The organism is Moellerella wisconsensis ATCC 35017 (assembly GCF_001294465.1).
Taxonomy (GTDB): Bacteria; Pseudomonadota; Gammaproteobacteria; order Enterobacterales; family Enterobacteriaceae; genus Moellerella; species Moellerella wisconsensis.
Map to the genome: position 1 here is coordinate 1 of NZ_LGAA01000004.1, position 24,534 is coordinate 24,534.

Below are 24,534 nucleotides of genomic sequence, written 5' to 3' on the forward strand. Positions count from 1 at the left end.
GCAGCGGATTATAGGGAGCTGAGAAAATTACACAAGTGTTTTTTTGAAATAATTTATCAAATGAATATATATTCACCAAAATGCCGTATTTTGCATCAATATTGGTTCTGTTAAGGTAATAATTAAGTGTTTTGAAGTAATAACTTAAAGTTTGCAACAGATATTATTAATAGCTTATATAGAGGAAAATCATATTCTCTCTGTTTAATCACGATTTCGTTTCTTTTATCTGCTAATCTTTTTCTATCCACTTTATTTTATATATCGATACTATAACTATGATGAAAAGTAATCTGCGTTCTTATATGGGTATCATGCCTTCTATTGCTGAAAACGTAATGATTGATCCATCGGCTATTATTATTGGCGATGTACGTTTATCGGAACATGTCAGTATTTGGCCTTTAAGCGTGCTGCGGGGTGATGTAAATCATATATCCATAGGTGCTAGAACTAATATTCAAGATGGCTCGGTTCTCCATACCACTCATAAATCTGCTAATAATCCTGAAGGCAATCCATTAATTATTGGCGAAGACGTTACTGTCGGTCATAAAGTTATGTTACACGGCTGCCGTATTGGTAACCGCGTACTCGTTGGAATGGGATCCATTATTCTGGATAATGCGATTATTGAAGACGATGTTATTATTGGTGCGGGTAGTTTAGTCGCTCAAGGAAAATACCTACCGAGTGGATTCCTTTATTTAGGCAGCCCAGCCAAAGCTATTAGACCTTTAACCGACGCCGAAAAAGAACATCTGAAATCGTCATCAAATAACTACGTTGGCTGGAAAGATAATTATCTTTGCGATGATGATTGTAGTAAGTAATTACCCAATTCATCTTCATGGCCTTGTTTTATCAAGGCCTCAAACTCTTCTTCAATATCCCAACGATGATGAGTGAATACAGAAAGCGCATCGATATCATGACCAAATCGTGAATACAGTTGCTCTTCAGTAATAACACAATCAGCAACCCTTCCATTGACCAGCACAGGAAAAATTATCTTGCGCGCCGAACTATCCCAATATTCACTGTCTGGAAATTGTATTGCCTGATTCATCGATTAATCTCTTTCTTTAATGCCAATAATACGGGGTCGATTTCAGGCAAAATACCGTGCCACAATTTGAACGAGAAAGCAGCTTGCCCCACCAGCATACCTAAACCATCAGATATTTGCTGTACCTGATGCTCAGTAACGAATGATAGAAAAGGCGTTAATCCTGATTGATAAAACATGTCATAGCAAGCAACTTTAGAGGTTAATACATTCGGATTAAGTGTAGGTATATCACCATTAATACCCGACGATGTGGCATTAATAATTAAATCAAATTTCGGCTCAATTAGTTTTTCAATTGATTGAGCGGTTATATTACCGATAGAATAGAATTCCGCAGCTAATTGCTCCGCTTTATTTAATGTCCTATTTGTCAGTGTGATACGGCACCCATATTCTAGCAAAGGTAATAATGCACCCCGTGCCGCCCCACCTGCGCCAATTAATAAGATATTACTATTTTTATGAATAAAATTGAGGCGTTGTAAATCTAGCAATAAACCCACCCCATCAGTATTATCTCCCAGCAAACGTTCACCATCGAGCCGCATTACGGTATTTACAGCCCCACAAATTTGTGCGCGCTCAGTTAATTCATTCATAGCTACATAAGCACGTTGTTTAAAAGGAAGCGTAATGTTAGCCCCTTTACCACCTTCCATAAAAAACATAGCTAAGCATGACTCAAACTCATCTATTGGCGCCAATACCGCGCCATATTGATGAGATAACCCTGTTTGCTGTGCAAATAGCTGATGAATAAAAGGAGATTTACTATGATTGATAGGATTACCAAACACCGCAAAATTACCCATAACAACTTATCCTTTTCTATATAATTGTCCGGTTTGCACATCGCGTATTTCGGATGGATTCTGTCGCCCGCCAACAATCCCCTCTAAAATGGGAATCGAATCTTTAAATTGTGCAAGGACTTCATCATAATTACGGCAAGGCTCTAAACCACTTAAATTTGCACTAGTCGAAACCAAAGGTTTACCATAAGAGCGACATAATTCTTTTACTAATGGGTGGTCTGTAACGCGAATCGCTAAAGTATCAAATTTTCCAGTCAATAATTTTGAAGTCGTTAGTTTAGCTGGCACAACCCACGTTACTGGCCCTGGCCATGAAGCTAACATCGTATTCTTTTGCTGCTCACTAAGTTTGCTATCGTCAATATAATTTCTAAGTTGTTCATAATTGTCAGCAATTAGAATCAATCCTTTTTCCCATGAACGATTTTTTAAAACTAAAAGCGAGTTGATCGCCTGTTCATTATCCGGATCACAACCGAGACCAAACACAGCTTCAGTCGGATACGCTATTACTTGGCTATTATTTAATTGTTCTATTATTTTATCTATTGCAGGTGCTACATGATTTGTCATAGTTTTACTCATTATCTTTTTGTGGTTTACCACAACGTTTACTGGCACAAAACAATTTTACTCCCTGCGCGGTTCTCTTTTCCATTAATAATGGATATTGGCAGAATATACACTCGCCAGATATCGGTTTATTATTAATAATAAACTGACATTCAGGATAGCTATCACACGCATAAAATGTCTTACCAAATCTCGATTTACGCTGTAATAAATGCCCTTTTTTACATTGAGGGCAGATGACTGATGTCTCATCCGGCTTATCGATCAATTCCGTATGCTCACACTCAGGATAATGGCTACACCCGATAAACATACCAAAACGCCCTTGCCTAAGAACTAACTCATGGCCACAAGCCGGGCAGATTTGCCCCTCTAATACTTTAATAATATGACTATCATTGATTGGACGTAAAGGCCGTGTATATTGACATTCGGGATAGGCTGAACACGCCAAAAAAGGACCATGTTGGCCATTACGAATAACCAATTTAGCATGGCATTCGGGGCAGTGCTCTACGCCCTCGGTAGCAAAAGGCAATTGTGTCGACATAATCCTCTCTTTATTATTCAATTAATCTTTATATAACCACCAGCAACAGAAATAATTTTTCCGGCCAATTCGAGTTCCATTAATTGCGGTAATATGACGGAGACAGATTGTTGTGCACGCTGGGCAATGCTGTCTATTGCCGTTACCTGATAATCAATAAAATGTATCAAGCCACTAGCTATGATATCAGCCTCTGGCATATTTAACGACGATATCGTATTTAATGGCGGCTCAGAATTAAATAATGGCTCCGGCATTAACCACTGCAACTCACTTTGTAAATGCGTAAGTAGATCTTGTGGATCCGTCATAAGATAAGCACCTTGCTGAATTAACCAATGATTTCCTTGATAATGCTCATTGCCTAATGCCCCCGGAAGGGTAAAAAGATCTCTATTTTGTTCAAGGGCATATCTCGCCGTAATTAATGAGCCACTGAGCATACTCGCTTCAATCACCACTACAGCTCGACTCAATCCGCTAATAATTCGATTACGCCGAGGAAAGTTTTTGGCTAATGGTGGTGTATCTGGTGCATATTCTGAAACTAAGGCTCCTTGCTGAGTAATCTGCTCCGCCAACGCTTGATGCTGCTTAGGATAAATATAATCTAGACCGCTCCCAAATACGGCGATTGTTTTACCATTATTTTCTAATGCGATTTTATGACCAATACTATCAATACCTAAAGCTAGACCACTGGTAATGGTAAGGTTATGTTCAACAAAAGTGCGTACAAATTTCTTGGCCCAAAAAATACCATAATGAGTTGCATTACGACTACCAATCAAGGCTACCTGCTCTGTAGAAAGAACCTCAATATTTCCCATAACAAACAAAACAAGAGGAGGATGATGAATTTGCTTCAATAAAAATGGATATTTAGGATCAGCAAGCGTGAGGAGATGGTGCTGACAGTCTTCTAACCACTTAAATATGCTCGTTATTTGTTTTTCAGAGCGATGAAGATACTGTAAGCTTTGTTTTTCATTAAGCCCAGCTTGTAGTAAGCTAGCGTGATTAATTTTCTTTACTATCATTAATCTATTAATCACTTTTAGTGCTTGTAACGATGGTAAGCGGCTTACCATCATCATTCGTAGCCATATTTCCAAGACATCCATAGTGTCATCCTGACGCAGTAGGTGGAATTACCCTAAAAGAATCATTCTCTATAAAATATAGTGATAACGGCTCACCTTGCGTTAAGCTTATTATAAAGGATAGTCATTAATAGCCATTTTCAGCAATTAATACCATCTAGAAACAGTTCTTACTGTTTGATATTTAGAGGGTATAGTTATGATTTGCACAAATCATAACCAATACTGTCAATCTAACCGAGAAATGTCTAGAATAGGCATTAATTCCCATTCACATTTTGGATACAGTTCGAAATTATTTATGTCAGTATTACATATATTACATTATCCAGACGAGCGCCTACGCACCGTCGCCAAGCCGGTTGAAAAAGTTGATGCCGAAATCCAACGTATCGTTAATGATATGTTTGAAACAATGTACGATGAAGAAGGCATCGGTTTAGCCGCAACACAGGTTGATATTCATCAGCGTATCATTGTAATTGACGTTTCAGAGTCACGCGACCAACGACTGGTTCTGATCAATCCTGAACTCTTGGAAAAATCAGGCGAAACAGGGATTGAAGAAGGCTGTTTATCTATCCCAGAACAAAGAGGCTTCGTGCCTCGGGCTGAATTCGTTAAAATACGCGCACTCAATGAGAAAGGTGAATCTTTCGAACTAGATGCCGATGGGCTCCTCGCTATTTGTATTCAGCATGAAATGGATCATTTAGAGGGTAAATTATTTGTCGATTATTTATCAGCATTAAAGCGTCAGCGTATACGCCAAAAAGTAGAAAAAATTGATCGTATAAGAGCTAAAACAGCGAAAACCAACTAATTTCGCTAGCTGTAAAAGTCATCAAACAGGAATTTGCAACGTGTCACAACCGCTAAATATTATTTTTGCCGGAACCCCGGATTTCGCTGCCAGACATTTGGCTGCTTTATTAAAAACTCATCATAACGTTGTTGGGGTATTAACTCGGCAAGATAAACCTGCTGGTCGAGGGAAGAAACTGACTCCAAGCCCAGTAAAAGTAATGGCTGAAGAAAATGCAATTCCTGTTTTTCAACCTACGTCGCTCAGAAATGAAGAAAGTCAGCAATGGGTCGCTGACCAAAATCCAGATATTATGATAGTGGTTGCCTATGGAATGATCTTACCTGAGGCGGTACTTAATCTACCCCGTCTGGGATGCTTGAATGTTCATGGGTCTTTACTTCCACGTTGGAGAGGTGCAGCGCCAATCCAACGCTCTATTTGGGCAGGAGATGCACAAACGGGAGTGACTATTATGCAAATGGATATTGGTTTAGATACCGGTGATATGCTGCATAAAGCTATTTTGCCGATTTCGGCTCAAGATACCAGTGCTTCTTTATATGAAAAACTGGCTGAAGTTGGACCCAATGCACTGATAGAAACGCTTAATCTCATCACATCAGGCCAAGCGACCCCAGAAAAACAAGATGATACGTTAGCTAATTATGCAGAAAAACTCAGTAAAGACGAAGCAAGAATTGACTGGTCCTTACCAGCAGAGCAGATAGAACGTTGTATTCGAGCCTTCAATCCGTGGCCAATCAGTTACTTTGAAGTAGATGAGCAGTTAATTAAAGTTTGGCAGGCTGAAGTTATCAATGAGCCGCATAATCAACCAGCAGGAACTATCCTACGAGCAGATAAAAAAGGAATTTGTATCGCTACTGGTGATGGCCAATTGAATATTCTTCAATTACAACCGCCAGGTAAAAAACCGATGCATGCACAAGACCTCCTAAATTCCCGCCGAGGATCATTTATTCCAGGACAGCAACTCAATTAGTCCCATATTCTAACTGCCTGAGCCTAATTTCAGGCAGTTTCTTATTTAATGAAAGACATATCTCATTCCAATCTATGAAAAACACATATAATTTACGCAGTATCGCTGCTCAGGCAATTAGTCAAGTCCTCGACCGAGGCCAATCTCTTAGTACCGTTTTACCCGATTTACAACGTAATATCAGTGATAAAGATAAATCCCTTTTGCAAGAATTATGCTTCGGTGTTCTGCGCGTATTACCCCAGCTCGAATGGTATATTAGTCAGTTAATGGCAAAACCAATGACAGGCAAACAACGCACATTACACTATTTACTCATGGTAGGAATTTATCAGCTAGCTTATACTCGTATTCCTGCCCATGCAGCTCTAGCAGAAACAGTCAACGGTGCAACTGCGTTAAAAAAACCGCAGTTAAAAGGATTAATAAATGGTGTATTACGTTCATTTCAACGCCAGCAAGAACAGTTAGAAGAACGTGTCGTTAATAATGCGAGTCATCATCTTCACCCGAGTTGGTTACTTGCCCGGCTCCAAACGGCTTATCCTGACCATTGGGAAGCCATCGTTGCTGCAAATAATCAGAAACCACCAATGTGGTTGCGAGTTAATTCTTTACATCATTCAACCGCTGACTATTTATCTTTGTTAACACAAGCAGAAATTAAAGCTTATCCACATCCTGAACACCCTAGCGCATTACGATTAGCCGAACCTACTGCGGTCACTAAATTACCAGGATTCAACGAAGGCTGGGTTACGGTTCAAGATGTTTCAGCACAAGGCTGCGCTGAATTACTCGCGCCACAAGAAAACGAATATATTCTGGATTTATGTGCTGCTCCTGGTGGAAAAACTACACATATCTTAGAACTTGCGCCAACAGCCAATGTTTTGGCCGTCGATATTGATGAGCAACGCCTAAAACGGGTAAAAGAAAACCTTCAACGTCTAAAGTTACATGCGAAAATTATTGTTGGTGATGGAAGAACACCTGATAAATGGGCAAAAGATGAGAAATTTGATCGCATATTGCTCGATGCACCGTGCTCTGCAACAGGTGTAATACGCCGCCATCCAGATATAAAATGGCTGCGCCGTAATGATGACATAGCAACACTAGTGACACTACAAGCTGAAATTTTAGACGCTATTTGGCCAAAACTAAACGTTGGCGGAACATTAGTTTATGCGACTTGCTCTATATTACCCGATGAAAATAGCCAGCAGATCCTACAATTTTTAGAGCGCCATCCGGAAGCCCTACTCTCAGATGGCACCGTCGCAGGCCATCAGATCCTACCTGAAATCGAGGGTGGGGATGGATTCTTTTACGCGCGATTAACCAAAAAAGCCTAATATAAATGTATTGTTATCAGAGAATAACTAGAGATAGGAATATGGTATGAAGATCATTATTCTTGGGGCTGGGCAAGTCGGTGGAACACTTGCTGAAAACTTAGTCGATGAAAATAACGATATTACCGTCGTCGATACTTCAGCCGATCGGTTGCGCCAATTACAAGATCAATTTGATCTGCGCGTGGTTAATGGGCATGGCTCTCATCCGAGAGTATTAAGAGATGCAGGAGCTGAAGATGCGGATATGCTAATTGCTGTTACCAATTCTGATGAAACCAATATGGTCGCATGCCAAATAGCTTATTCTCTTTTTAATACGCCGAATAAAATTGCTCGTATCAGAGCAACTGAATATATTCGAGAAGCTGATAAATTATTTTTACCCGAACATATTCCTATCGATTATCTCATCTCTCCAGAACAGCTAGTTATTGACTATATTTATAAGCTCATTCAATACCCTGGAGCGCTGCAAGTAGTTAATTTTGCCGAGGGAAAAGTCAGTATTGTCGCAGTAAAAGCATACTATGGAGGCTCGCTTGTCGGCAATGCGTTATCCAGTTTGCGAGAACACATGCCACATATTGACACCCGTGTCGTGGCTATTTTTCGTCAGGATAGGCCGATTAGACCACAGGGCTCGACGATTATTGAAGCTGGAGATGAAGTATTTTTCGTCGCTGCATCTCAACATATTCGCGCAGTAATGAGTGAACTGCAACGATTAGAAAAACCGTACAAACGAATGATGATTGTCGGTGGCGGTAATGTCGGTGCAGGATTAGCTAAGCGCTTAGAGAAAGACTATAGCGTAAAACTAATCGAGCGAGATCAACGCAGAGCGACTGAATTGGCTGAATTACTGCATGATACAGTTGTGTTCTATGGGGATGCCTCTGATCAAGAATTACTGGCAGAAGAACATATCGAACAAATGGATGTGTTTATTGCATTAACCAATGACGATGAAGCCAATATTATGTCCGCCATGCTAGCCAAAAAGATGGGGGCTAAAAAAGCGATGGTGCTAATACAACGTTCTGCATATGTAGAATTAGTACAAGGCGGAGTAATTGATATCGCCATTTCACCACAGCAAGCGACAATTTCAGCGCTACTAGGCCATGTAAGAAAAGCCGATATTGTCAGCGTTTCATCATTACGCCGAGGGGTCGCCGAAGCTATCGAAGCCATTGCCCATGGTGATGAAAACACCTCTAAAGTGGTGGGTAAAAAAATATCAGATATCAAACTTCCCCCCGGAACGATCATTGGCGCGATTGTTAGGGAAGATGAGGTTATCATCGCAAGTGACTATCATTTGATAGAACAAGGAGATCACGTAATTATGTTTATTACTGATAAAAAGTATGTGCCGGATGTAGAGAAATTATTCCAACCAAGCCCATTCTTTTTATAAAAAAGAATAAAAGCTAAAGGAATAATTTGCGGCTAATTGCACGATGAGCTTATAATTTAATAGTTTAGTAAATTTTTTGTAACACTTTATTTAATGGGGGTACTATGAGTTTTTTAAAAGAGTTTCGTGAATTTGCCATGAAGGGCAATGTTGTTGATATGGCGGTGGGTGTAATTATCGGTGCTGCTTTCGGTAAAATAGTGTCCTCACTGGTTGCCGATGTCATTATGCCACCACTTGGTTTATTGATAGGTGGTGTGGATTTCAAACAATTTAGCGTAATACTACGCGCTGCACACGGTGAAATACCAGCTGTTGTATTAAATTACGGTGTATTCCTTCAATCCGTTTTTGATTTTGTCATTGTTGCATTGGCTATTTTCAGCGCCATCAAATTAATGAACAAAATGCGCCGTGAGAAAGAAGAAGCGCCTTCTGCACCACCGGCACCTTCAAAAGAAGAACTGTTATTAAGTGAAATTCGTGATTTACTGAAAGAGCAGAACAAAAAATAATAAATTTAGAAAGCCAGTGGTAATAGATTGATAAAACCATTACCACTGGCCTCCCAGTTACCCGCCTTAGAATATTTTCTTTTTCTTTGATAGCTTCCTTTTCCTTTCTTATTTTTCTCAATTCTCTGTTTAAATAATGGATCATGTAATAATGCTTCAAGCGCATTCTTCTGAATAATCCCTTTTTGGTGCTGATATTTTGACATGGCTACATCCTCTTAATGTTTCTATCATTTTATAAATATAATTCTATAATTTTACTTGCTCGCTGCACCTTTCTCCAGAGTTTCTAAAATGGAACAGTAAGTCGTTGCATGTTCATCGCCACAACACGCGGCGCTCAACATTTTTAATGAATCGCGCATAATCGTCAATTCTTGAATCTTTGACTCAACGTCAGCCAGGCGCTCATCAACAATTTGCTTTGATTCTTGGCAAGTATGATGCGCGGGATCTACACGAATAGATAGCAATTCAGTAATTGTTTCTAAGGTGAATCCTAGCTGTTTAGCATAACGAATAAAACGCAATCGTTGTAAATCTTGTTCAGTGAATAATCGGTATCCACCTTCAGTTCGAATTTGATGCCCCATCAGCCCCTGTTTTTCATAGAAGCGAATAGTATCAGGGGTTACATTAGCTAACTTGGCTAATTGTCCAATTTTGTACATAGATCACTCCCGTACATGATATGAGGGTGAAAAAGATAATAACAAATAAAATGGGTAAAAAAGACTGAAAAATAGATATGAATTAAGACTAGATTTTAAATACAAAAAAACCGGGTAAATACCCGGTTTTTTTGTCAGTACACAGATTACTCTGCTACTACTTCCTGAGACTCAACGGCACGATCAACGAGCTCGATGTAGGCCATCGGCGCGTTATCACCGGTACGGAAGCCACACTTAAGAATGCGAGTGTAACCACCGGCACGGCTCGCAAAACGAGGTCCCAGTTCATTAAATAATTTTGCCACGATCTCGTTATCACGAGTACGGGCGAATGCCAGACGACGATTAGCTACGCTGTCGGTCTTGGCAAGAGTAATCAGCGGCTCAACGACGCGACGCAGTTCTTTCGCTTTTGGCAAAGTCGTCTTGATGATTTCATGACGAACTAAAGAACCTGCCATGTTACGGAACATAGCTTGGCGGTGGCTGCTGTTGCGGTTCAATTGACGACCACTCTTACGATGGCGCATGACCTTATCCTTCTCAGTAAAACCTTAACCTGTGACCTTATTCGTCAGCGATACTTGCCGGTGGCCAGTTTTCTAGGCGCATGCCCAGAGACAGTCCACGAGATGCCAAGACATCCTTAATTTCAGTAAGAGATTTCTTACCAAGATTAGGCGTTTTAAGCAACTCAACTTCAGTACGCTGCACCAGATCACCGATGTAGTGGATAGCTTCTGCTTTAAGGCAGTTAGCAGAGCGGACAGTCAATTCCAGATCGTCAACTGGGCGCAATAAGATAGGATCGAACTCTGGTTTCTCTTCTTTAACTTCTGGTTGACGTACATCACGTAAATCAACAAAAGCTTCAAGTTGTTCAGCCAGAATGGTCGCTGCACGACGAATCGCCTCTTCAGGATCGATTGTACCGTTAGTTTCCATTTCAATAACTAGCTTATCCAAATCAGTACGTTGTTCAACACGCGCTGCTTCCACATTGTAGGCTATACGCTCTACTGGGCTATAACACGCATCAACTAATAAACGACCGATAGGGCGCTCATCTTCTTCCGAATGAATTCGGGTAGAAGCCGGCACATATCCACGACCACGCTGAACTTTAATACGCATACTAATAGAAGCGCTTTCGTCAGTTAAATGGCAGATGATGTGCTGAGGCTTGACGATTTCGACATCACCATCATGGATGATGTCGGCTGCAGTCACAGGGCCAATGCCAGACTTATTCAAGGTAAGAATAACTTCATCTTTGCCCTGAACTCTTACCGCCAGCCCTTTCAGGTTGAGGAGAATCTCCAGGATGTCTTCCTGTACACCTTCTTTGGTGCTGTACTCATGCAGTACACCATCAATCTCAACCTCAGTCACCGCACAACCCGGCATAGACGAAAGCAGAATACGGCGCAGTGCGTTACCAAGAGTATGACCGAAGCCACGCTCTAATGGTTCAAGGGTCACCTTGGCGTGCGTCGAACTGATTTGCTCGATATCTACCAGGCGCGGTTTTAGAAACTCTGTCACAGAACCCTGCATTGTGTCCTCTCTTTGGTGCTAAGCTTTACTTAGAGTAAAGCTCGACGATCAGGTGTTCGTTAATGTCAGCAGATAGGTCAGTACGTTCAGGGATACGTTTGAACACACCTTCCATTTTCGCAGCATCAACTTCCAGCCAAGTTGGCTTTTCACGCTGTTCAGCCAGCTCTAAAGCAGCCTTAATACGAGACTGTTTTTTTGCTTTTTCACGAACGCTGATAACGTCATTCGGGGAAACCTGATAAGAAGCGATGTTGACAACGTGACCGTTTACCATGATCGCTTTATGGCTAACCATTTGACGTGCTTCTGCGCGAGTTGCGCCAAAGCCCATACGGTAAACTACGTTATCTAAACGACCTTCCAGCAGAGTCAGCAGGTTTTCACCTGTGTTGCCTTTCAGACGAGTTGCTTCTTTATAATAGTTACGGAATTGACGTTCCAGAACACCGAACATACGACGAACTTTTTGTTTTTCACGTAACTGCACACCGTAGTCAGACAGACGCGGTTTACGCGCGCCGTGCTGGCCTGGTGCTTGTTCTAATTTACACTTGGTGTCAATCGCGCGAACACCAGACTTAAGGAATAAGTCGGTACCTTCGCGACGGCTCAGCTTGAGCTTAGGACCCAAATATCTTGCCATTTTCTCTCTCCAGCAATCCTAAAAACGATACGTATTAAACGCGGCGTTTTTTCGGTGGTCGACAACCGTTATGAGGAATCGGAGTCACATCAGTAATGTTAGTGATGCGGAAACCAGCCGCGTTTAACGCACGGATAGTTGACTCACGGCCAGGACCAGGTCCTTTAACCATAACTTCCAAGTTCTTAATTCCGTACTCTTTAACCGCTTCAGCACAGCGTTCAGCTGCAACTTGAGCTGCGAACGGAGTTGATTTACGAGAACCACGGAAACCGGAACCACCGGCAGTTGCCCAACCTAATGCGTTACCCTGACGATCAGTAATAGTAACGATTGTGTTGTTAAAAGAGGCATGGATATGAGCCACACCGTCTGAGACTTGTTTTCTTACACGTTTACGTGCACGAACAGGTGCTTTTGCCATTATTCAAATACCCCGACTATTTCTTGATCGGCTTACGCGGACCCTTGCGGGTACGAGCATTAGTCTTAGTACGCTGACCGCGCACCGGAAGACCACGACGATGACGTAAACCACGATAGCAAGCAAGGTCCATAAGACGCTTGATGCTCAGGGTAACTTCACGACGCAGGTCACCTTCGACAACATATTTGGCAACTTCGTCACGTAGCGTGTCGATTTGTTCTTCAGACAGCTCACTGATCTTAACATTCTCAGCAATCCCCGCTGATGCACAGATAGCCTGTGAGCGAGTTCTACCAATGCCGTAAATCGAAGTTAAAGCGATTACGGTATGTTTATGATCAGGAATGTTAATGCCTGCTATACGGGCCACTATGCACTCCTAAAATAAAGTATTGTATCAAAGTTCTGAAAAGCCCGTTTTCAGGATACTCAAACATTGATACATCTTCTTGATAAAAAGATTGGCTGGCTAATTTAGCCAGCTCAACCCAACTTTGCAAGAAAAAAATGCTTTTTCTTAGCCTTGACGTTGTTTATGTCTTGGCTCAACACTGCAAATCACACGAACGCTACCATTGCGACGGATAATTTTGCAGTTACGGCATAATTTCTTGACGGAAGCACGAACTTTCATTTTTACTCTCCGTAACTTCTCAAGCAAACCGTAACCATCACAATAAATGATTACTTACCTTTGAGATTTGCTTTCTTCAATGCAGACTCGTACTGACTTGACATCATCAGAGTTTGCACTTGAGCCATAAAGTCCATGATGACAACAACTACGATTAATAGTGAAGTACCGCCAAAGTAAAATGGTACTTTCATTGCATCACGCATGAACTCCGGGATTAGGCAGATGAAAGTAATATACAGCGCACCAACTAATGTTAGGCGAGTCATTACTTTATCAATGTACTTGGCCGTTTGCTCTCCCGGACGAATTCCTGGTACAAATGCACCGGACTTCTTCAGGTTATCTGCCGTCTCTCTTGGGTTGAAAACCAACGCCGTATAGAAGAAACAGAAGAATATGATAGCAGTTGCATAAAGTAACACATAGAGCGGTTGACCGGGCTGTAAATACATAGAAATCGTAGTCAGCCAATCCCAACCTGTCCCATCACCGAACCAAGAGGCTATTGTACCCGGGAATAGTATAATACTGGAAGCAAAAATTGCAGGAATTACACCCGCCATATTCACTTTCAACGGTAAATGTGTACTTTGTGCCGCATAAACACGGCGTCCTTGTTGACGTTTAGCGTAGTTTACGACGATACGACGTTGACCACGTTCCATGAAAACAACAAAGAAAGTAACCGCGAACACTAACACTGCAATCAACAGCAACAGGAGGAAGTGCAGATCGCCTTGCCGAGCTTGCTCGATGGTACTGCCAATCGCAGGTGGAAGACCTGCAACAATACCGGCGAAGATAATGATTGAAATACCGTTACCGATACCTCGTTCAGTTATCTGTTCACCTAGCCACATCAGGAACATTGTCCCAGTGACTAAACTGACAACAGCCGTAAAGTAGAACGGTAAACCTGGATCAATAACTAGTCCTTGCATACCCGGCATATTAGGTAATCCCATAGCAATACCGATAGATTGGAAAATTGCTAATACGAGAGTACCCCAACGGGTGTACTGACTAATTTTTCGACGTCCTGCTTCCCCTTCCTTCTTAATCTCTGCTAGACGAGGATTAACCACCGTCAATAACTGGATAATGATAGAGGCCGAAATATACGGCATAATACCCAAAGCAAAGATAGACGCACGGCTAAGAGCACCACCAGAGAACATGTTAAACATGTCAATGATGGTGCCTTGTTGCTGTTCGAGCAATTTGGCAAGCACAGTGGCATCAATACCAGGGATAGGAATAAAAGAGCCAATTCGGAAAACGATCAGCGCCCCAATAACAAACAAAAGTCTGCGTTTTAGTTCACCAACGCCGCCCTTGGCACTTTGAAAATCTAATCCTGGTTGTTTCGCCATCTGTCACTTATTCCTCAATTTTACCGCCAGCAGCTTCAATTGCAGCGCGAGCGCCTTTAGTAACACGAAGGCCACGTACAGTAACTGCACGATTAACTTCGCCAGACAGAATCACTTTCGCGAATTCAATCTGAATGCCAACTACATTAGCGGCTTTAAGTGCGTTCAGATCAATAACATCGCCTTCAACAGAAGCAAAATCAGACAGACGAATCTCTGCAGTGATCATAGCTTTGCGTGAAGTGAAGCCAAATTTTGGCAAACGACGATATAAAGGCATCTGGCCACCTTCAAAACCACGACGTACGCCACCACCAGAACGTGAGTTCTGACCTTTGTGACCACGACCAGCGGTTTTACCCAGGCCAGAACCGATACCACGACCTACGCGTTTAGGCGCGTGCTTAGCACCTTCAGCCGGAGACAGAGTATTTAAACGCATCTGTTACTCCTCAACTTTTAGCATGTAGGAAACCAAGTTGATCATACCACGTACAGCAGGAGTATCCTCGCGCTCTACTGTATGACCAATACGACGCAGGCCTAAACCGATCAGAGTTGCCTTGTGTTTAGGCAAACGGCCGATTGAACTGCGAACTTGTGTAATTTTAATAGTCTTAGCCATGGTTTCTTACCCCAGAATTTCTTCGACGGATTTACCACGCTTAGCTGCGACCATTTCTGGAGACTTCATGCTGTCTAAAGCGTCCAGTGTTGCACGAACAACGTTAATTGGGTTCGTGGAACCATAGGTTTTAGCCAGTACGTTACGAACACCCGCAACTTCAAGCACAGCACGCATTGCACCACCGGCAATAATACCGGTACCTTCGTGAGCTGGTTGCATGAACACGCGAGATCCGGTGTGCGCACCTTTCACTGGGTGGAATAATGTGCCGTTGTTTAATGCAACGGTTGTCATACTGCGACGGGCTTTTTCCATCGCTTTCTGGATTGCTGCCGGAACTTCGCGTGCTTTGCCGTAGCCAAAACCAACGCGACCATTACCATCACCAACTACAGTCAGTGCTGTAAAGCTGAAAATACGGCCACCTTTAACGGTTTTTGCTACGCGGTTTACCGCGATCAGCTTTTCCTGCAGTTCGCCAGCTTGTTTCTCGATGTGAGACATCTTACACCTCTACCTTAGAACTGAAGGCCAGCTTCACGGGCAGCATCTGCCAGTGCCTGGACTCTACCATGATATTGGAAACCAGAGCGGTCAAAAGCAACAACTTTGATGCCTTTTTCCAGTGCACGTTCAGCGATTGCTTTACCAACTGCTGCTGCTGCATCTTTGTTTCCAGTGTATTTCACTTGCTCAATGATAGCTTTTTCAATTGTCGAAGCTGCTACCAAAGTGTCAGAACCGTTCGGTGCGATAACCTGCGCATAGATATGGCGAGGGGTACGGTGTACCACCAGGCGAGTCGCACCCAACTCTTGGATCTTGCGGCGTGCGCGGGTCGCACGACGGATACGAGCTGCTTTCTTATCCATAGTGTTACCTTACTTCTTCTTAGCCTCTTTGATACGCACGATTTCATCGGCGTAACGAACACCCTTACCTTTATAAGGCTCAGGACGACGGTAAGCACGCAATTCTGCCGCGATCTGACCAATCACCTGCTTATCAGCACCTTTCAGTACGATTTCAGTTTGTGTTGGACATTCTGCAGTGATGCCTGCTGGCAATGCATGCTCAACCGGATGCGAGAAACCTAAAGACAAGCTAACTGCATTGCCTTTGATTGCTGCACGGTAACCAACACCAACCAGTTGAAGCTTCTTACTGAAGCCTTCGGTAACACCAACAACCATTGAGTTCACCAGAGAACGTGTAGTTCCTGCTTGAGCCCATGCGTCAGCAAAACCATCGCGAGGTGCGAAAGTTACATGGTTGTCTTCATGTTTAACTTCGACAGCTTTATGGATAGTACGAGTAAGCTCGCCGTTTTTACCCTTAATCGAAATAACCTGACCGTTGAGTTTTACCTCTACGCCGGCAGGAATGACGACGGGTGCTTTTGCCACACGAGACATTCTTTCCTCCCGAATTATGCTACGTAGCAGATAATCTCGCCACCAAGACCAGCTTGGCGAGCTGCACGATCAGTCATGACACCTTTAGAAGTAGAAACAACAGCAATACCTAAACCAGCCATAACTTGTGGCAGCTCATCTTTTTTCTTATAGATGCGCAGACTTGGACGGCTAATACGCTGAATGCTTTCAACTACAGACTTACCTTGGAAATACTTCAGAGTAACTTCCAATTCAGGCTTAGTGTCGCCTTCGATTTTAAAATCTTCAATATAACCTTCTTCCTTCAGCACTTTGGCAATCGCCACTTTCAGCTTGGAGGAAGGCATGGTGACCGCAACTTTATTCGCGGCCTGACCGTTACGGATACGGGTCAGCATATCCGCGATGGGATCTTGCATGCTCATCTGTCTTTACTCCCGTGATTCAAATGGTGATATTACCAACTAGCCTTTTTAAGGCCCGGGATTTCACCGCGCATAGCGGCTTCACGGACTTTAATACGGCTCAGACCAAATTTCCGCAGAAAACCGTGCGGACGCCCAGTTTGACGACAGCGATTACGCTGACGAGAAGGACTTGAATCACGTGGCAGTGTTTGCAGCTTGAGAACAGCGTTCCAACGATCTTCAGCTGATGAATTAACATCAGAGATGATAGCTTTCAGTTCAACGCGTTTTGCGAAGAATTTCTCAGCTAGATTTGCACGTTTAACATCACGTGCTTTCATAGATTTCTTAGCCATGAGTACCCTGCCTTACTTACGGAACGGGAAGTTAAACGCAGCTAACAATGCGCGACCTTCGTCATCTGATTTCGCGGTTGTGGTGATAGTAATATCTAAACCACGAACACGATCCACTTTGTCATAATCGACTTCAGGGAAGATGATTTGTTCACGCACGCCCATGCTGTAGTTACCGCGTCCATCGAAAGATTTAGCGGATAAACCACGGAAATCTCGAATACGTGGAACAGCAATAGAAATCAGACGTTCAAGGAACTCCCACATACGTTCGCCACGCAGGGTCACTTTACAGCCGATCGGATAGCCCTGACGGATTTTGAAGCCTGCAACAGATTTGCGTGCTTTGGTGATCAAAGGTTTTTGACCTGAGATTGCTGTTAAATCAGCTGCTGCGTTATCCAGCAGTTTTTTGTCAGCAATTGCTTCACCAACACCCATGTTCAGGGTGATCTTCTCGACCCGAGGGACTTGCATGACAGAATTGTAGCCAAACTGAGTCATCAGTTGTTGGACTACCTCGTCTTTGTAGTAATCATGCAGTTTCGCCATCGTATACTCCAAAAATTACTTGATAGTTTCGCTGTTAGACTTGAAGAAACGGACTTTTTTGCCGTCTTCGAATCTAAAACCTACACGGTCAGCCTTGCCAGTAGCCGTGTTGAAGATTGCAACGTTAGAAACTTGAATTGCAGCTTCTTTTTCAACGATGCCACCTGGTTGACTCAGAGCAGGAACTGGCTTCTGATGTTTTTTAACCAGGTTGATACCTTCAACAATAACTTTACTAGAAGAAAGGACCTGTTTTACTTTACCGCGCTTACCTTTATCTTTCCCGGTTAGCACGACAACTTCGTCATCACGACGGATTTTCGCTGCCATTGTCCGCTCCTTAGAGTACTTCTGGTGCCAATGAGATAATTTTCATAAACTTCTCGTTACGAAGTTCACGAGTTACCGGCCCAAAAATACGCGTACCGATAACTTGCTCGCTGGTGTTGTTTAACAACACACAAGCATTGCCATCGAAGCGAATGACAGAACCGTCAGGGCGACGAACACCCTTCTTGGTGCGCACCACTACCGCTTTCAGGACATCACCTTTTTTAACTTTACCGCGTGGAATTGCTTCTTTCACGGTAATTTTAATGACGTCACCTACATCTGCGTAGCGACGGTGCGATCCACCTAGAACCTTGATACACATTACGCGACGTGCACCGGAGTTGTCGGCCACGTTCAGCATAGTCTGTTCTTGGATCATTTTAGTGCTCCGCTAAATGTCAACTACTACTGAGCCTGCTTCAGGATGAAGAGGCCGTTCAATATACCCATATTACGAGGGCGCGGCATTATAACACCACAACAACCATATGGACAGAAAAAATAAACGGCTCGAACAATATAGAGCCGTTTATTTATCGAGAAAGCCTATCCTATTACAGAATCGCTTTTTCTACAACTCGAACTAATGCCCAAGACTTAGTTTTGGACAGTGGACGGGTCTGACGAATTTCTACGACATCACCGATTCCACATTCATTGTTCTCGTCATGTACGTGCAATTTGGTTGTACGACGGATGAACTTACCATACAGAGGGTGTTTCACCATACGTTCAATAGCAACGACAATAGATTTCTCCATTTTGTCACTAACAACACGACCTTGCAGAGTACGGATTTTATCGGTCATTACGCACCCGCCTTCTCAGTCAATAAAGTCTTAACACGTGCTACATCACGACGCACTTGTTTCAACAGGTGAGACTGTTGTAGCTGGCCACTTGCTGCCTGCATACGCAGATTAAATTGTTCGCGTAACAGGTTCAGCAGCTCAGTGTTCAGCTCTTCAACGCTTTTTTCGCGCAGCTCTTTAGCTTTCATTACATCACCGTCTTAGTTACAAAGGTGGTTTTGATAGGCAGTTTCGCTGCTGCCAGCTTGAATGCTTCACGAGCCAGCTCTTCAGAAACACCGTCCATTTCATACAGGACTTTACCAGGCTGAATCAAGGCAACCCAATACTCTACGTTACCTTTACCTTTACCCATACGCACTTCGAGTGGCTTTTCTGTGATTGGTTTGTCTGGGAATACACGGATCCAGATTTTACCTTGACGCTTAACTGCACGGGTCATAGCACGACGTGCCGCTTCGATCTGACGTGCAGTCAGACGACCACGGCCAACAGCTTTAAGACCGAAAGTGCCGAAGCTAACATCCGCGCCAGCTGCCAGACCACGGTTGCGGCCTTTGTGCACTTTGCGGAATTTCGTACGCTTTGGTTGTAACATCAGCGACTCTCCTTACTTGCGGCCTTTACGCTGCTGCTTTTTAGGTTGCGCAGCCGGTTTTTCCGCCTGTTCAACAGCAGCCATACCACCCAGAATCTCACCTTTGAAGATCCATACCTTAACGCCGAGTACACCGTAAGTGGTGTGCGCTTCAGCTGTATTATAATCGATGTCAGCACGTAATGTGTGCAGAGGCACACGGCCTTCACGATACCACTCAGTACGAGCGATTTCAGCGCCGCCTAAACGACCGCTAACTTCAACTTTAATACCTTTAGCGCCAAGACGCATTGCGTTCTGTACTGCACGCTTCATAGCACGACGGAACATAACACGACGTTCCAGCTGTGAAGTGATGCTATCAGCAACCAATTTAGCGTCCAGTTCCGGTTTACGGACTTCGGCAATATTAATCTGCGCAGGAACGCCAGCGATTTTCGCTACGTTTTTACGCAGTTTTTCAACGTCTTCACCTTTCTTACCGATAACAATACCTGGGCGAGCAGTGTGAATAGTTACACGAATGCTTTTTGCAGGACGTTCGATCACGATGCGTGAAATTGACGCTTTAGCCAGTTCTTTGGTCAAGTACTGGCGAACTTTAAAATCGCTGTCTAGGTTGTCAGCGAATTCTTTAGTATTCGCATACCAAGTAGAGTTCCAAGGTTTGACAATACCCAGGCGAATACCATTAGGATGTACTTTCTGACCCATTGCTAGTCTCCAGAGTCTCAGCGATCGGACACAACCACAGTAATGTGGCTGGTGCGCTTAAGAATACGATCTGCACGGCCTTTCGCACGAGGCATGATGCGTTTCATGGTTGGACCTTCATCGACAAAAATCTTTGTCACTTTCAGGTCATCAATGTCAGCGCCATCGTTTTGCTCTGCGTTAGCAATAGCAGACTCAAGTACTTTCTTAACTAAACCAGCAGCTTTCTTGTTGGTATAAGCCAGAATTTCCAGAGCTTGCGACACTTTCTTACCGCGGATCAGGTCAGCCACTAGGCGTACCTTCTGGGCAGAAGAACGAGCGTGGCGATGCATAGCGATAGTTTCCATCTCTTCCTCCTACCTTAACGTTTTTTAGCTTTCTTATCAGCCGCGTGGCCGCGATAAGTACGAGTCGGTGCGAACTCGCCCAATTTATGACCAACCATTTCGTCGGTGACATAAACAGGAACGTGCTGACGACCATTATGGACAGCGATGGTCAAACCGATCATGTTAGGAAAGATCGTTGAACGACGGGACCAAGTCTTGAGAGGCTTTTTGTCGCCGCTTTCCACCGCTTTCTCTACCTTCTTCAGCAAGTGCAGGTCTATAAATGGACCTTTCTTGAGAGAACGTGGCATGGTTTATCCTCTAATTATTTTTTAGAACGGTGACGTACGATATATTGATCGGTACGCTTGTTGCTACGGGTCTTCTTACCTTTAGTCTGAACGCCCCAAGGTGTTACAGGGTGTTTACCAAAGTTACGACCTTCACCACCACCATGTGGATGGTCTACTGGGTTCATCGCCGTACCACGAACGGTAGGACGAATACCACGCCAGCGGCTTGCACCAGCTTTACCTAGTACGCGCAGCATATGCTCAGCATTACCAACTTCACCTAAAGTTGCACGGCAATCAGCCAGAACTTTACGCATTTCACCAGAACGCAGACGCAGAGTAACATAAGCACCGTCACGAGCAACGATTTGAGCATATGTACCTGCTGAACGAGCCAGTTGTCCACCTTTACCAGGTTTCAGTTCAATGTTATGCACAGTTGAACCAACTGGGATGTTACGCATTGGCAACGTATTACCAGCTTTGATTGCAGCATCAACTCCAGATTGGATTTGATCACCTGCTTTCAGGCCTTTTGGTGCCAAAATATAACGACGTTCACCGTCTTTATATAGAACCAGTGCGATATTCGCTGAACGGTTTGGATCATATTCCAAACGTTCAACAACTGCAGCAATACCATCTTTGTTGCGTTTAAAGTCAACTAAACGATAATGTTGCTTATGGCCACCACCAATGTGACGAGTGGTAATACGACCATTGTTGTTACGACCACCGGATTTGCTGCTTTTTTCAAGCAACGGAGCATAAGGCTTACCCTTATGCAGCTCTGGGTTAACCACTTTAACTACGTGGCGACGGCCCGGAGACGTAGGTTTACATTTAACAATTGCCATTGTTCTTTACTCCTCCGACTTACTCAGCACCACCGATGAAGTCCAAGTTTTGGCCTTCCTTCAGGGTTACGTAAGCTTTTTTCCAGTCGCTACGACGACCAAAACGCTGACCGTGGCGTTTAGTTTTGCCTTTAACCAGCAAAGTGTTAACACCTTCAACTTCGACTTCAAACAGTTTCTGCACAGCAGCTTTAATTTCTGCTTTAGTCGCGTCTTTCGCAACTTTGAGAACGATGGTATTTGTTTTTTCCATCGCTGTAGAAGCTTTTTCAGATACATGCGGCGCGCGCAGTACTTTTAGCAGACGTTCTTCACGGATCATGCCAGCATCTCCTCAACTTGCTTCACAGCTTCAGCAGTCATAACCACTTTGTCGAAGGCGATCAGGCTAACTGGATCGATACCAGCGGCATCACGGACGTCAACCTTATACAGGTTGCGAGCTGCGAGGAATAAATTCTCGTCAACTTCACCGGTGATGATCAGCACGTCTTCCAGAGCCATATCTTTCAGTTTCTGTGCCAGCAACTTAGTTTTAGGTGCTTCAACAGAGAACTTCTCGACAACGATCAGACGATCTTGACGTACCAATTCAGATAGGATGCTTTTTAAAGCTCCACGGTACATCTTCTTATTAACTTTTTGACTGTGGTCCTGTGGCTTCGCTGCAAAAGTTACACCACCAGAGCGCCAGATTGGGCTCTTAACAGAACCAGCACGCGCACGGCCAGTACCTTTTTGACGCCACGGTTTTTTGCCTGAACCAGAAACTTCAGCACGAGTTTTCTGAGCACGTGTACCTTGACGAGCACCAGCTGCATACGCAACAACTACTTGATGCACAAGCGCTTCATTGAAATCACGCCCGAAGGTAGTTTCGGAAACAGTCAGCGCGCTTTGCGCGTCTTTCATTACCAATTCCATTCCTATCTCCTCGACGTTAAGCCTTAACAGCTGGTTTTACGATCAAGTTGCTACCAGTTGCACCTGGAACAGCACCTTTGACCAGCAGCAGGTTACGTTCTGCGTCTACACGCACAACATCTAGGCTCTGAACAGTTACACGTTCGTTACCTAATTGACCTGCCATTTTCTTGCCTTTAAACACACGGCCCGGAGTCTGGTTTTGACCAATAGAACCCGGAACACGGTGAGACAAGGAGTTACCGTGAGTAGCATCTTGGGTACGGAAGTTCCAACGTTTTACTGTACCAGCAAAACCTTTACCTTTAGATGTACCAGTAACGTCGACTTTTTTAACGTCAGCGAAAATTTCAACGCTAATGCTTTGACCTACTGAGTATTCAGCTGTGTCATCCAAACGGAATTCACGCAGGATACGGCCAGCTTCAACGCCAGCTTTAGCGAAATGACCTGCTTCAGGTTTAGTTACACGGTTAGCTTTTTTGCTACCAGTAGTAACCTGAATTGCATGATAACCATCAGTTTCTGCAGTTTTAACCTGAGTAACGTGGTTATTTTCAATTTCGATAACAGTTACAGGGATAGAGACACCATCTTCAGTGAAGATACGAGTCATTCCCACTTTCTTACCGACTAAACCAATCATTGTTTCAACCTCTCAATCGTTCGACCTGATTAACCCAGGCTGATCTGCACGTCAACACCGGCAGCCAGATCCAGACGCATCAGAGCATCAACGGTTTTCTCGGTTGGCTCAACGATGTCAACCAGACGCTTGTGAGTACGAATTTCGTACTGATCACGCGCATCTTTATTAACGTGCGGAGAGATCAGAACGGTAAAACGCTCTTTACGAGTCGGCAGCGGGATCGGACCACGGACTTGCGCACCAGTGCGCTTTGCAGTCTCGACGATTTCCGCAGTTGATTGATCGATTAAACGATGATCAAAGGCTTTCAGGCGGATACGGATTCTTTGGTTCTGCATGAGACCAGAGCTCCAACTATTTATAAACGTAAAATGATTACTCCTCGTACCCATTTCGATTGATGGGAGAGTGTAATCGTTCTTTATGTAACTCCCAAATCGGGAGTATTGTCTAAATGAGCAGCAAATCGCTGACTCAATGCTGAATTGCTAATATCTGAATAAATCAAAATTATCTAATCAGCAAGCCCGCGTATTATACGTGTTTTTTGCTTGAGTGCAAGCCGCCGAGGAAAATATGTTCAATAATATTTGCATCTATTCATTATTAATTTTTACTTCAAAAATAATTACTCAATTTTAGTTTAGTTACTTTATTAATCATAATGTTAAAGCGGTTATTTTTAACCTATTATTCTATCAATAGAGTTATATCTCAAAGAACGAATTATCCTTCTTATTGTTGTATCCCTATCAAAATTAGACAAATAAGATGAATAGTAACTCATTAGAAAACCTAAAATTGTTTAAAATCAGGGGAAGAGTTATTTCTTAAATTTTAAATATGAAAAAAACCCATCACGAATCTAAATACTGAAATCAAGAACTAGATATCAAAAAGATAAATTTACGTAATAAATAGAAGAAAGGGCTGGCAGTTGAAAGCTGGGAACTGGGAACTGGGAACTGGGAACTGGGAACTGGGAACTGGGAACTGGGAACTGGGAACTGGGAACTGGGAACTTAATATTTTCGCTGATTTTTAGCAACATCAATAAAAAAGTAAAAATTCTAACTATTATTTTTCAATATAGTCGTGTTAACAGATAAAAAAAGAGGCGTAAACGCCTCTTTTTCAAATCTAACTAA

41 protein-coding genes are annotated in these 24,534 nt (G+C 43.3%); 6 read left to right on the top strand and 35 right to left on the bottom strand.

Annotated elements, in window-relative coordinates; translation table 11 throughout:
• Positions 1–281 precede the first annotated feature (281 nt).
• Positions 282–833, top strand: coding sequence for a gamma carbonic anhydrase family protein (locus M992_RS02255; protein WP_053907183.1), 552 nt, complete (start codon positions 282–284; stop codon positions 831–833).
• Here M992_RS02255 and M992_RS02260 read toward each other — a convergent pair.
• The 5 genes from M992_RS02260 to dprA are packed head-to-tail and all read right to left on the bottom strand — an operon-like array spanning position 803 to position 4,134.
• Complete coding sequence (locus tag M992_RS02260) at positions 803–1,069, bottom strand: DUF1488 family protein (protein WP_053907172.1); 267 nt, start codon at positions 1,067–1,069, stop codon at positions 803–805. The genes M992_RS02255 and M992_RS02260 overlap by 31 nt on opposite strands.
• Positions 1,066–1,884, bottom strand: coding sequence for a shikimate dehydrogenase (gene aroE, locus M992_RS02265; protein WP_053907173.1), 819 nt, complete (start codon positions 1,882–1,884; stop codon positions 1,066–1,068). The genes M992_RS02260 and aroE overlap by 4 nt, the downstream gene beginning before the upstream one ends.
• 6 nt (positions 1,885–1,890) lie before the next feature.
• The gene (gene tsaC, locus M992_RS02270) at positions 1,891–2,460 is read right to left on the bottom strand and encodes an L-threonylcarbamoyladenylate synthase type 1 TsaC (RefSeq protein WP_053907174.1); all 570 of its coding nucleotides are present in this window, start codon (positions 2,458–2,460) and stop codon (positions 1,891–1,893) included.
• A gap of 4 nt (positions 2,461–2,464) precedes the next feature.
• Positions 2,465–3,010 (bottom strand): DNA topoisomerase family protein, encoded by a 546-nt coding sequence (locus M992_RS02275; RefSeq protein ID WP_047254565.1) that lies wholly within the window; start codon positions 3,008–3,010, stop codon positions 2,465–2,467.
• A 17-nt stretch (positions 3,011–3,027) separates the two neighbouring features.
• A complete protein-coding gene (dprA, locus tag M992_RS02280) occupies positions 3,028–4,134 on the bottom strand; it encodes a DNA-processing protein DprA (protein ID WP_053907175.1) in 1,107 nt (368 codons plus the stop codon).
• Positions 4,135–4,414: 280 nt separating this feature from the next.
• Here dprA and def point away from each other — a divergent pair, with 280 nt between their 5' ends.
• From def to mscL, 5 genes are all read left to right on the top strand, one after another.
• On the top strand, positions 4,415–4,936 hold the full coding sequence (def, locus tag M992_RS02285) for a peptide deformylase (protein ID WP_047254567.1): 522 nt from the start codon (positions 4,415–4,417) through the stop codon (positions 4,934–4,936).
• Between the two features lie 40 nt (positions 4,937–4,976).
• Positions 4,977–5,924, top strand: coding sequence for a methionyl-tRNA formyltransferase (gene fmt / locus M992_RS02290; RefSeq protein WP_053907176.1), 948 nt, complete (start codon positions 4,977–4,979; stop codon positions 5,922–5,924).
• A 74-nt stretch (positions 5,925–5,998) separates the two neighbouring features.
• The gene (gene rsmB / locus M992_RS02295) at positions 5,999–7,282 is read left to right on the top strand and encodes a 16S rRNA (cytosine(967)-C(5))-methyltransferase RsmB (RefSeq protein ID WP_053907177.1); all 1,284 of its coding nucleotides are present in this window, start codon (positions 5,999–6,001) and stop codon (positions 7,280–7,282) included.
• 46 nt (positions 7,283–7,328) lie between these two features.
• Positions 7,329–8,705, top strand: a complete 1,377-nt coding sequence (gene trkA / locus M992_RS02300) for a Trk system potassium transporter TrkA (protein ID WP_053907178.1) — start codon at positions 7,329–7,331, stop codon at positions 8,703–8,705.
• A gap of 104 nt (positions 8,706–8,809) precedes the next feature.
• Positions 8,810–9,220 (top strand): large-conductance mechanosensitive channel protein MscL, encoded by a 411-nt coding sequence (mscL, locus tag M992_RS02305; RefSeq protein WP_053907179.1) that lies wholly within the window; start codon positions 8,810–8,812, stop codon positions 9,218–9,220.
• Between the two features lie 5 nt (positions 9,221–9,225).
• On the opposite strand, the gene M992_RS02310 is transcribed toward mscL, so the two are convergent.
• From M992_RS02310 to rpsJ, 30 genes are all read right to left on the bottom strand, one after another.
• Positions 9,226–9,426 carry an alternative ribosome-rescue factor A gene (locus M992_RS02310; RefSeq protein ID WP_053907180.1) on the bottom strand — a complete coding sequence of 67 codons (201 nt, stop codon included), beginning with the start codon at positions 9,424–9,426 and terminating at the stop codon, positions 9,226–9,228.
• A gap of 51 nt (positions 9,427–9,477) precedes the next feature.
• Positions 9,478–9,891 carry a Zn(2+)-responsive transcriptional regulator gene (gene zntR / locus M992_RS02315; RefSeq protein ID WP_047254573.1) on the bottom strand — a complete coding sequence of 138 codons (414 nt, stop codon included), beginning with the start codon at positions 9,889–9,891 and terminating at the stop codon, positions 9,478–9,480.
• 146 nt (positions 9,892–10,037) lie between these two features.
• Positions 10,038–10,424: a 50S ribosomal protein L17 gene (rplQ, locus tag M992_RS02320; protein ID WP_047254574.1), complete on the bottom strand. Its 387-nt coding sequence runs from the start codon at positions 10,422–10,424 to the stop codon at positions 10,038–10,040.
• Between the two features lie 37 nt (positions 10,425–10,461).
• A complete protein-coding gene (locus tag M992_RS02325; protein WP_047254575.1) occupies positions 10,462–11,451 on the bottom strand; it encodes a DNA-directed RNA polymerase subunit alpha in 990 nt (329 codons plus the stop codon).
• Positions 11,452–11,476: 25 nt separating this feature from the next.
• Positions 11,477–12,097: a 30S ribosomal protein S4 gene (rpsD, locus tag M992_RS02330; protein ID WP_047254576.1), complete on the bottom strand. Its 621-nt coding sequence runs from the start codon at positions 12,095–12,097 to the stop codon at positions 11,477–11,479.
• Positions 12,098–12,131: 34 nt separating this feature from the next.
• Entirely contained in the window at positions 12,132–12,521 is a 390-nt protein-coding gene (rpsK, locus tag M992_RS02335; RefSeq protein ID WP_004388621.1) for a 30S ribosomal protein S11, read from the bottom strand.
• Between the two features lie 16 nt (positions 12,522–12,537).
• Positions 12,538–12,894, bottom strand: coding sequence for a 30S ribosomal protein S13 (gene rpsM / locus M992_RS02340; protein ID WP_053907181.1), 357 nt, complete (start codon positions 12,892–12,894; stop codon positions 12,538–12,540).
• A gap of 147 nt (positions 12,895–13,041) precedes the next feature.
• A complete protein-coding gene (gene rpmJ, locus M992_RS14625; protein WP_004265484.1) occupies positions 13,042–13,158 on the bottom strand; it encodes a 50S ribosomal protein L36 in 117 nt (38 codons plus the stop codon).
• A gap of 50 nt (positions 13,159–13,208) precedes the next feature.
• Positions 13,209–14,534 (bottom strand): preprotein translocase subunit SecY, encoded by a 1,326-nt coding sequence (gene secY, locus M992_RS02345; protein ID WP_047254578.1) that lies wholly within the window; start codon positions 14,532–14,534, stop codon positions 13,209–13,211.
• Between the two features lie 7 nt (positions 14,535–14,541).
• Positions 14,542–14,976: a 50S ribosomal protein L15 gene (gene rplO / locus M992_RS02350; protein WP_047254579.1), complete on the bottom strand. Its 435-nt coding sequence runs from the start codon at positions 14,974–14,976 to the stop codon at positions 14,542–14,544.
• Between the two features lie 3 nt (positions 14,977–14,979).
• The gene (gene rpmD / locus M992_RS02355) at positions 14,980–15,159 is read right to left on the bottom strand and encodes a 50S ribosomal protein L30 (protein ID WP_047254580.1); all 180 of its coding nucleotides are present in this window, start codon (positions 15,157–15,159) and stop codon (positions 14,980–14,982) included.
• Between the two features lie 6 nt (positions 15,160–15,165).
• Positions 15,166–15,666 (bottom strand): 30S ribosomal protein S5, encoded by a 501-nt coding sequence (gene rpsE, locus M992_RS02360; RefSeq protein WP_047254581.1) that lies wholly within the window; start codon positions 15,664–15,666, stop codon positions 15,166–15,168.
• A 14-nt stretch (positions 15,667–15,680) separates the two neighbouring features.
• Positions 15,681–16,034, bottom strand: a complete 354-nt coding sequence (rplR, locus tag M992_RS02365) for a 50S ribosomal protein L18 (protein WP_047254582.1) — start codon at positions 16,032–16,034, stop codon at positions 15,681–15,683.
• A gap of 9 nt (positions 16,035–16,043) precedes the next feature.
• Positions 16,044–16,577, bottom strand: a complete 534-nt coding sequence (gene rplF / locus M992_RS02370) for a 50S ribosomal protein L6 (RefSeq protein ID WP_047254583.1) — start codon at positions 16,575–16,577, stop codon at positions 16,044–16,046.
• A 14-nt stretch (positions 16,578–16,591) separates the two neighbouring features.
• Positions 16,592–16,984 (bottom strand): 30S ribosomal protein S8, encoded by a 393-nt coding sequence (gene rpsH, locus M992_RS02375; RefSeq protein WP_047254584.1) that lies wholly within the window; start codon positions 16,982–16,984, stop codon positions 16,592–16,594.
• Positions 16,985–17,016: 32 nt separating this feature from the next.
• Positions 17,017–17,322, bottom strand: a complete 306-nt coding sequence (rpsN, locus tag M992_RS02380; RefSeq protein ID WP_047254585.1) for a 30S ribosomal protein S14 — start codon at positions 17,320–17,322, stop codon at positions 17,017–17,019.
• A 12-nt stretch (positions 17,323–17,334) separates the two neighbouring features.
• Entirely contained in the window at positions 17,335–17,874 is a 540-nt protein-coding gene (gene rplE, locus M992_RS02385; RefSeq protein WP_047254586.1) for a 50S ribosomal protein L5, read from the bottom strand.
• A gap of 15 nt (positions 17,875–17,889) precedes the next feature.
• Positions 17,890–18,204: a 50S ribosomal protein L24 gene (rplX, locus tag M992_RS02390; protein WP_047254587.1), complete on the bottom strand. Its 315-nt coding sequence runs from the start codon at positions 18,202–18,204 to the stop codon at positions 17,890–17,892.
• A 10-nt stretch (positions 18,205–18,214) separates the two neighbouring features.
• Positions 18,215–18,586: a 50S ribosomal protein L14 gene (rplN, locus tag M992_RS02395; protein ID WP_047254588.1), complete on the bottom strand. Its 372-nt coding sequence runs from the start codon at positions 18,584–18,586 to the stop codon at positions 18,215–18,217.
• Between the two features lie 175 nt (positions 18,587–18,761).
• On the bottom strand, positions 18,762–19,016 hold the full coding sequence (rpsQ, locus tag M992_RS02400; RefSeq protein ID WP_047254589.1) for a 30S ribosomal protein S17: 255 nt from the start codon (positions 19,014–19,016) through the stop codon (positions 18,762–18,764).
• Positions 19,016–19,207 carry a 50S ribosomal protein L29 gene (gene rpmC / locus M992_RS02405; protein WP_000644742.1) on the bottom strand — a complete coding sequence of 64 codons (192 nt, stop codon included), beginning with the start codon at positions 19,205–19,207 and terminating at the stop codon, positions 19,016–19,018. The genes rpsQ and rpmC overlap by 1 nt, the downstream gene beginning before the upstream one ends.
• Positions 19,207–19,617 (bottom strand): 50S ribosomal protein L16, encoded by a 411-nt coding sequence (rplP, locus tag M992_RS02410; RefSeq protein ID WP_047254590.1) that lies wholly within the window; start codon positions 19,615–19,617, stop codon positions 19,207–19,209. Before rplP ends, rpmC begins: the two co-directional genes overlap by 1 nt.
• A 12-nt stretch (positions 19,618–19,629) precedes the next feature.
• On the bottom strand, positions 19,630–20,331 hold the full coding sequence (gene rpsC / locus M992_RS02415) for a 30S ribosomal protein S3 (protein ID WP_047254591.1): 702 nt from the start codon (positions 20,329–20,331) through the stop codon (positions 19,630–19,632).
• Positions 20,332–20,348: 17 nt separating this feature from the next.
• Positions 20,349–20,681 (bottom strand): 50S ribosomal protein L22, encoded by a 333-nt coding sequence (gene rplV / locus M992_RS02420; protein WP_047254592.1) that lies wholly within the window; start codon positions 20,679–20,681, stop codon positions 20,349–20,351.
• A 14-nt stretch (positions 20,682–20,695) separates the two neighbouring features.
• Positions 20,696–20,974 carry a 30S ribosomal protein S19 gene (gene rpsS, locus M992_RS02425; RefSeq protein WP_026823176.1) on the bottom strand — a complete coding sequence of 93 codons (279 nt, stop codon included), beginning with the start codon at positions 20,972–20,974 and terminating at the stop codon, positions 20,696–20,698.
• Between the two features lie 14 nt (positions 20,975–20,988).
• Positions 20,989–21,813, bottom strand: coding sequence for a 50S ribosomal protein L2 (rplB, locus tag M992_RS02430; RefSeq protein WP_053907182.1), 825 nt, complete (start codon positions 21,811–21,813; stop codon positions 20,989–20,991).
• A 19-nt stretch (positions 21,814–21,832) separates the two neighbouring features.
• Positions 21,833–22,135, bottom strand: coding sequence for a 50S ribosomal protein L23 (gene rplW, locus M992_RS02435; RefSeq protein WP_008913881.1), 303 nt, complete (start codon positions 22,133–22,135; stop codon positions 21,833–21,835).
• Positions 22,132–22,737: a 50S ribosomal protein L4 gene (gene rplD, locus M992_RS02440; RefSeq protein WP_047254594.1), complete on the bottom strand. Its 606-nt coding sequence runs from the start codon at positions 22,735–22,737 to the stop codon at positions 22,132–22,134. Before rplD ends, rplW begins: the two co-directional genes overlap by 4 nt.
• Positions 22,738–22,753: 16 nt before the next feature.
• Positions 22,754–23,383, bottom strand: coding sequence for a 50S ribosomal protein L3 (rplC, locus tag M992_RS02445; protein ID WP_047254595.1), 630 nt, complete (start codon positions 23,381–23,383; stop codon positions 22,754–22,756).
• 29 nt (positions 23,384–23,412) lie between these two features.
• Positions 23,413–23,724: a 30S ribosomal protein S10 gene (gene rpsJ / locus M992_RS02450; protein ID WP_001181005.1), complete on the bottom strand. Its 312-nt coding sequence runs from the start codon at positions 23,722–23,724 to the stop codon at positions 23,413–23,415.
• Positions 23,725–24,534 lie beyond the last annotated feature (810 nt).

Coding starts and splice junctions, on each gene's coding strand:
- def (WP_047254567.1), top strand. CDS start 4,415: ATGTCAGTATTACATATATTACATTATCCAGACGAGCGCCTACGCACC.
- M992_RS02260 (WP_053907172.1), bottom strand. CDS start 1,069: ATGAATCAGGCAATACAATTTCCAGACAGTGAATATTGGGATAGTTCG.
- rplR (WP_047254582.1), bottom strand. CDS start 16,034: ATGGATAAGAAAGCAGCTCGTATCCGTCGTGCGACCCGCGCACGCCGC.
- rplP (WP_047254590.1), bottom strand. CDS start 19,617: ATGTTACAACCAAAGCGTACGAAATTCCGCAAAGTGCACAAAGGCCGC.
- rpsH (WP_047254584.1), bottom strand. CDS start 16,984: ATGAGCATGCAAGATCCCATCGCGGATATGCTGACCCGTATCCGTAAC.
- M992_RS02325 (WP_047254575.1), bottom strand. CDS start 11,451: ATGCAGGGTTCTGTGACAGAGTTTCTAAAACCGCGCCTGGTAGATATC.
- rpmC (WP_000644742.1), bottom strand. CDS start 19,207: ATGAAAGCTAAAGAGCTGCGCGAAAAAAGCGTTGAAGAGCTGAACACT.
- rpsK (WP_004388621.1), bottom strand. CDS start 12,521: ATGGCAAAAGCACCTGTTCGTGCACGTAAACGTGTAAGAAAACAAGTC.
- M992_RS02255 (WP_053907183.1), top strand. CDS start 282: ATGAAAAGTAATCTGCGTTCTTATATGGGTATCATGCCTTCTATTGCT.
- trkA (WP_053907178.1), top strand. CDS start 7,329: ATGAAGATCATTATTCTTGGGGCTGGGCAAGTCGGTGGAACACTTGCT.
- rplN (WP_047254588.1), bottom strand. CDS start 18,586: ATGATCCAAGAACAGACTATGCTGAACGTGGCCGACAACTCCGGTGCA.
- tsaC (WP_053907174.1), bottom strand. CDS start 2,460: ATGACAAATCATGTAGCACCTGCAATAGATAAAATAATAGAACAATTA.
- mscL (WP_053907179.1), top strand. CDS start 8,810: ATGAGTTTTTTAAAAGAGTTTCGTGAATTTGCCATGAAGGGCAATGTT.
- rpsQ (WP_047254589.1), bottom strand. CDS start 19,016: ATGACCGATAAAATCCGTACTCTGCAAGGTCGTGTTGTTAGTGACAAA.
- rplB (WP_053907182.1), bottom strand. CDS start 21,813: ATGGCAATTGTTAAATGTAAACCTACGTCTCCGGGCCGTCGCCACGTA.
- rplV (WP_047254592.1), bottom strand. CDS start 20,681: ATGGAAACTATCGCTATGCATCGCCACGCTCGTTCTTCTGCCCAGAAG.
- rpsJ (WP_001181005.1), bottom strand. CDS start 23,724: ATGCAGAACCAAAGAATCCGTATCCGCCTGAAAGCCTTTGATCATCGT.
- rpsS (WP_026823176.1), bottom strand. CDS start 20,974: ATGCCACGTTCTCTCAAGAAAGGTCCATTTATAGACCTGCACTTGCTG.
- rplD (WP_047254594.1), bottom strand. CDS start 22,737: ATGGAATTGGTAATGAAAGACGCGCAAAGCGCGCTGACTGTTTCCGAA.
- M992_RS02275 (WP_047254565.1), bottom strand. CDS start 3,010: ATGTCGACACAATTGCCTTTTGCTACCGAGGGCGTAGAGCACTGCCCC.
- rpsE (WP_047254581.1), bottom strand. CDS start 15,666: ATGTCTCACATCGAGAAACAAGCTGGCGAACTGCAGGAAAAGCTGATC.
- M992_RS02310 (WP_053907180.1), bottom strand. CDS start 9,426: ATGTCAAAATATCAGCACCAAAAAGGGATTATTCAGAAGAATGCGCTT.
- rpmJ (WP_004265484.1), bottom strand. CDS start 13,158: ATGAAAGTTCGTGCTTCCGTCAAGAAATTATGCCGTAACTGCAAAATT.
- aroE (WP_053907173.1), bottom strand. CDS start 1,884: ATGGGTAATTTTGCGGTGTTTGGTAATCCTATCAATCATAGTAAATCT.
- rpmD (WP_047254580.1), bottom strand. CDS start 15,159: ATGGCTAAGACTATTAAAATTACACAAGTTCGCAGTTCAATCGGCCGT.
- rpsN (WP_047254585.1), bottom strand. CDS start 17,322: ATGGCTAAGAAATCTATGAAAGCACGTGATGTTAAACGTGCAAATCTA.
- rplO (WP_047254579.1), bottom strand. CDS start 14,976: ATGCGTTTAAATACTCTGTCTCCGGCTGAAGGTGCTAAGCACGCGCCT.
- rpsC (WP_047254591.1), bottom strand. CDS start 20,331: ATGGGTCAGAAAGTACATCCTAATGGTATTCGCCTGGGTATTGTCAAA.
- zntR (WP_047254573.1), bottom strand. CDS start 9,891: ATGTACAAAATTGGACAATTAGCCAAGTTAGCTAATGTAACCCCTGAT.
- rplW (WP_008913881.1), bottom strand. CDS start 22,135: ATGATCCGTGAAGAACGTCTGCTAAAAGTACTGCGCGCGCCGCATGTA.
- dprA (WP_053907175.1), bottom strand. CDS start 4,134: ATGGATGTCTTGGAAATATGGCTACGAATGATGATGGTAAGCCGCTTA.
- secY (WP_047254578.1), bottom strand. CDS start 14,534: ATGGCGAAACAACCAGGATTAGATTTTCAAAGTGCCAAGGGCGGCGTT.
- rplF (WP_047254583.1), bottom strand. CDS start 16,577: ATGTCTCGTGTGGCAAAAGCACCCGTCGTCATTCCTGCCGGCGTAGAG.
- rpsD (WP_047254576.1), bottom strand. CDS start 12,097: ATGGCAAGATATTTGGGTCCTAAGCTCAAGCTGAGCCGTCGCGAAGGT.
- rplC (WP_047254595.1), bottom strand. CDS start 23,383: ATGATTGGTTTAGTCGGTAAGAAAGTGGGAATGACTCGTATCTTCACT.
- rplE (WP_047254586.1), bottom strand. CDS start 17,874: ATGGCGAAACTGCATGATTACTACAAAGACGAGGTAGTCCAACAACTG.
- rplQ (WP_047254574.1), bottom strand. CDS start 10,424: ATGCGCCATCGTAAGAGTGGTCGTCAATTGAACCGCAACAGCAGCCAC.
- rsmB (WP_053907177.1), top strand. CDS start 5,999: ATGAAAAACACATATAATTTACGCAGTATCGCTGCTCAGGCAATTAGT.
- rplX (WP_047254587.1), bottom strand. CDS start 18,204: ATGGCAGCGAAAATCCGTCGTGATGACGAAGTTGTCGTGCTAACCGGG.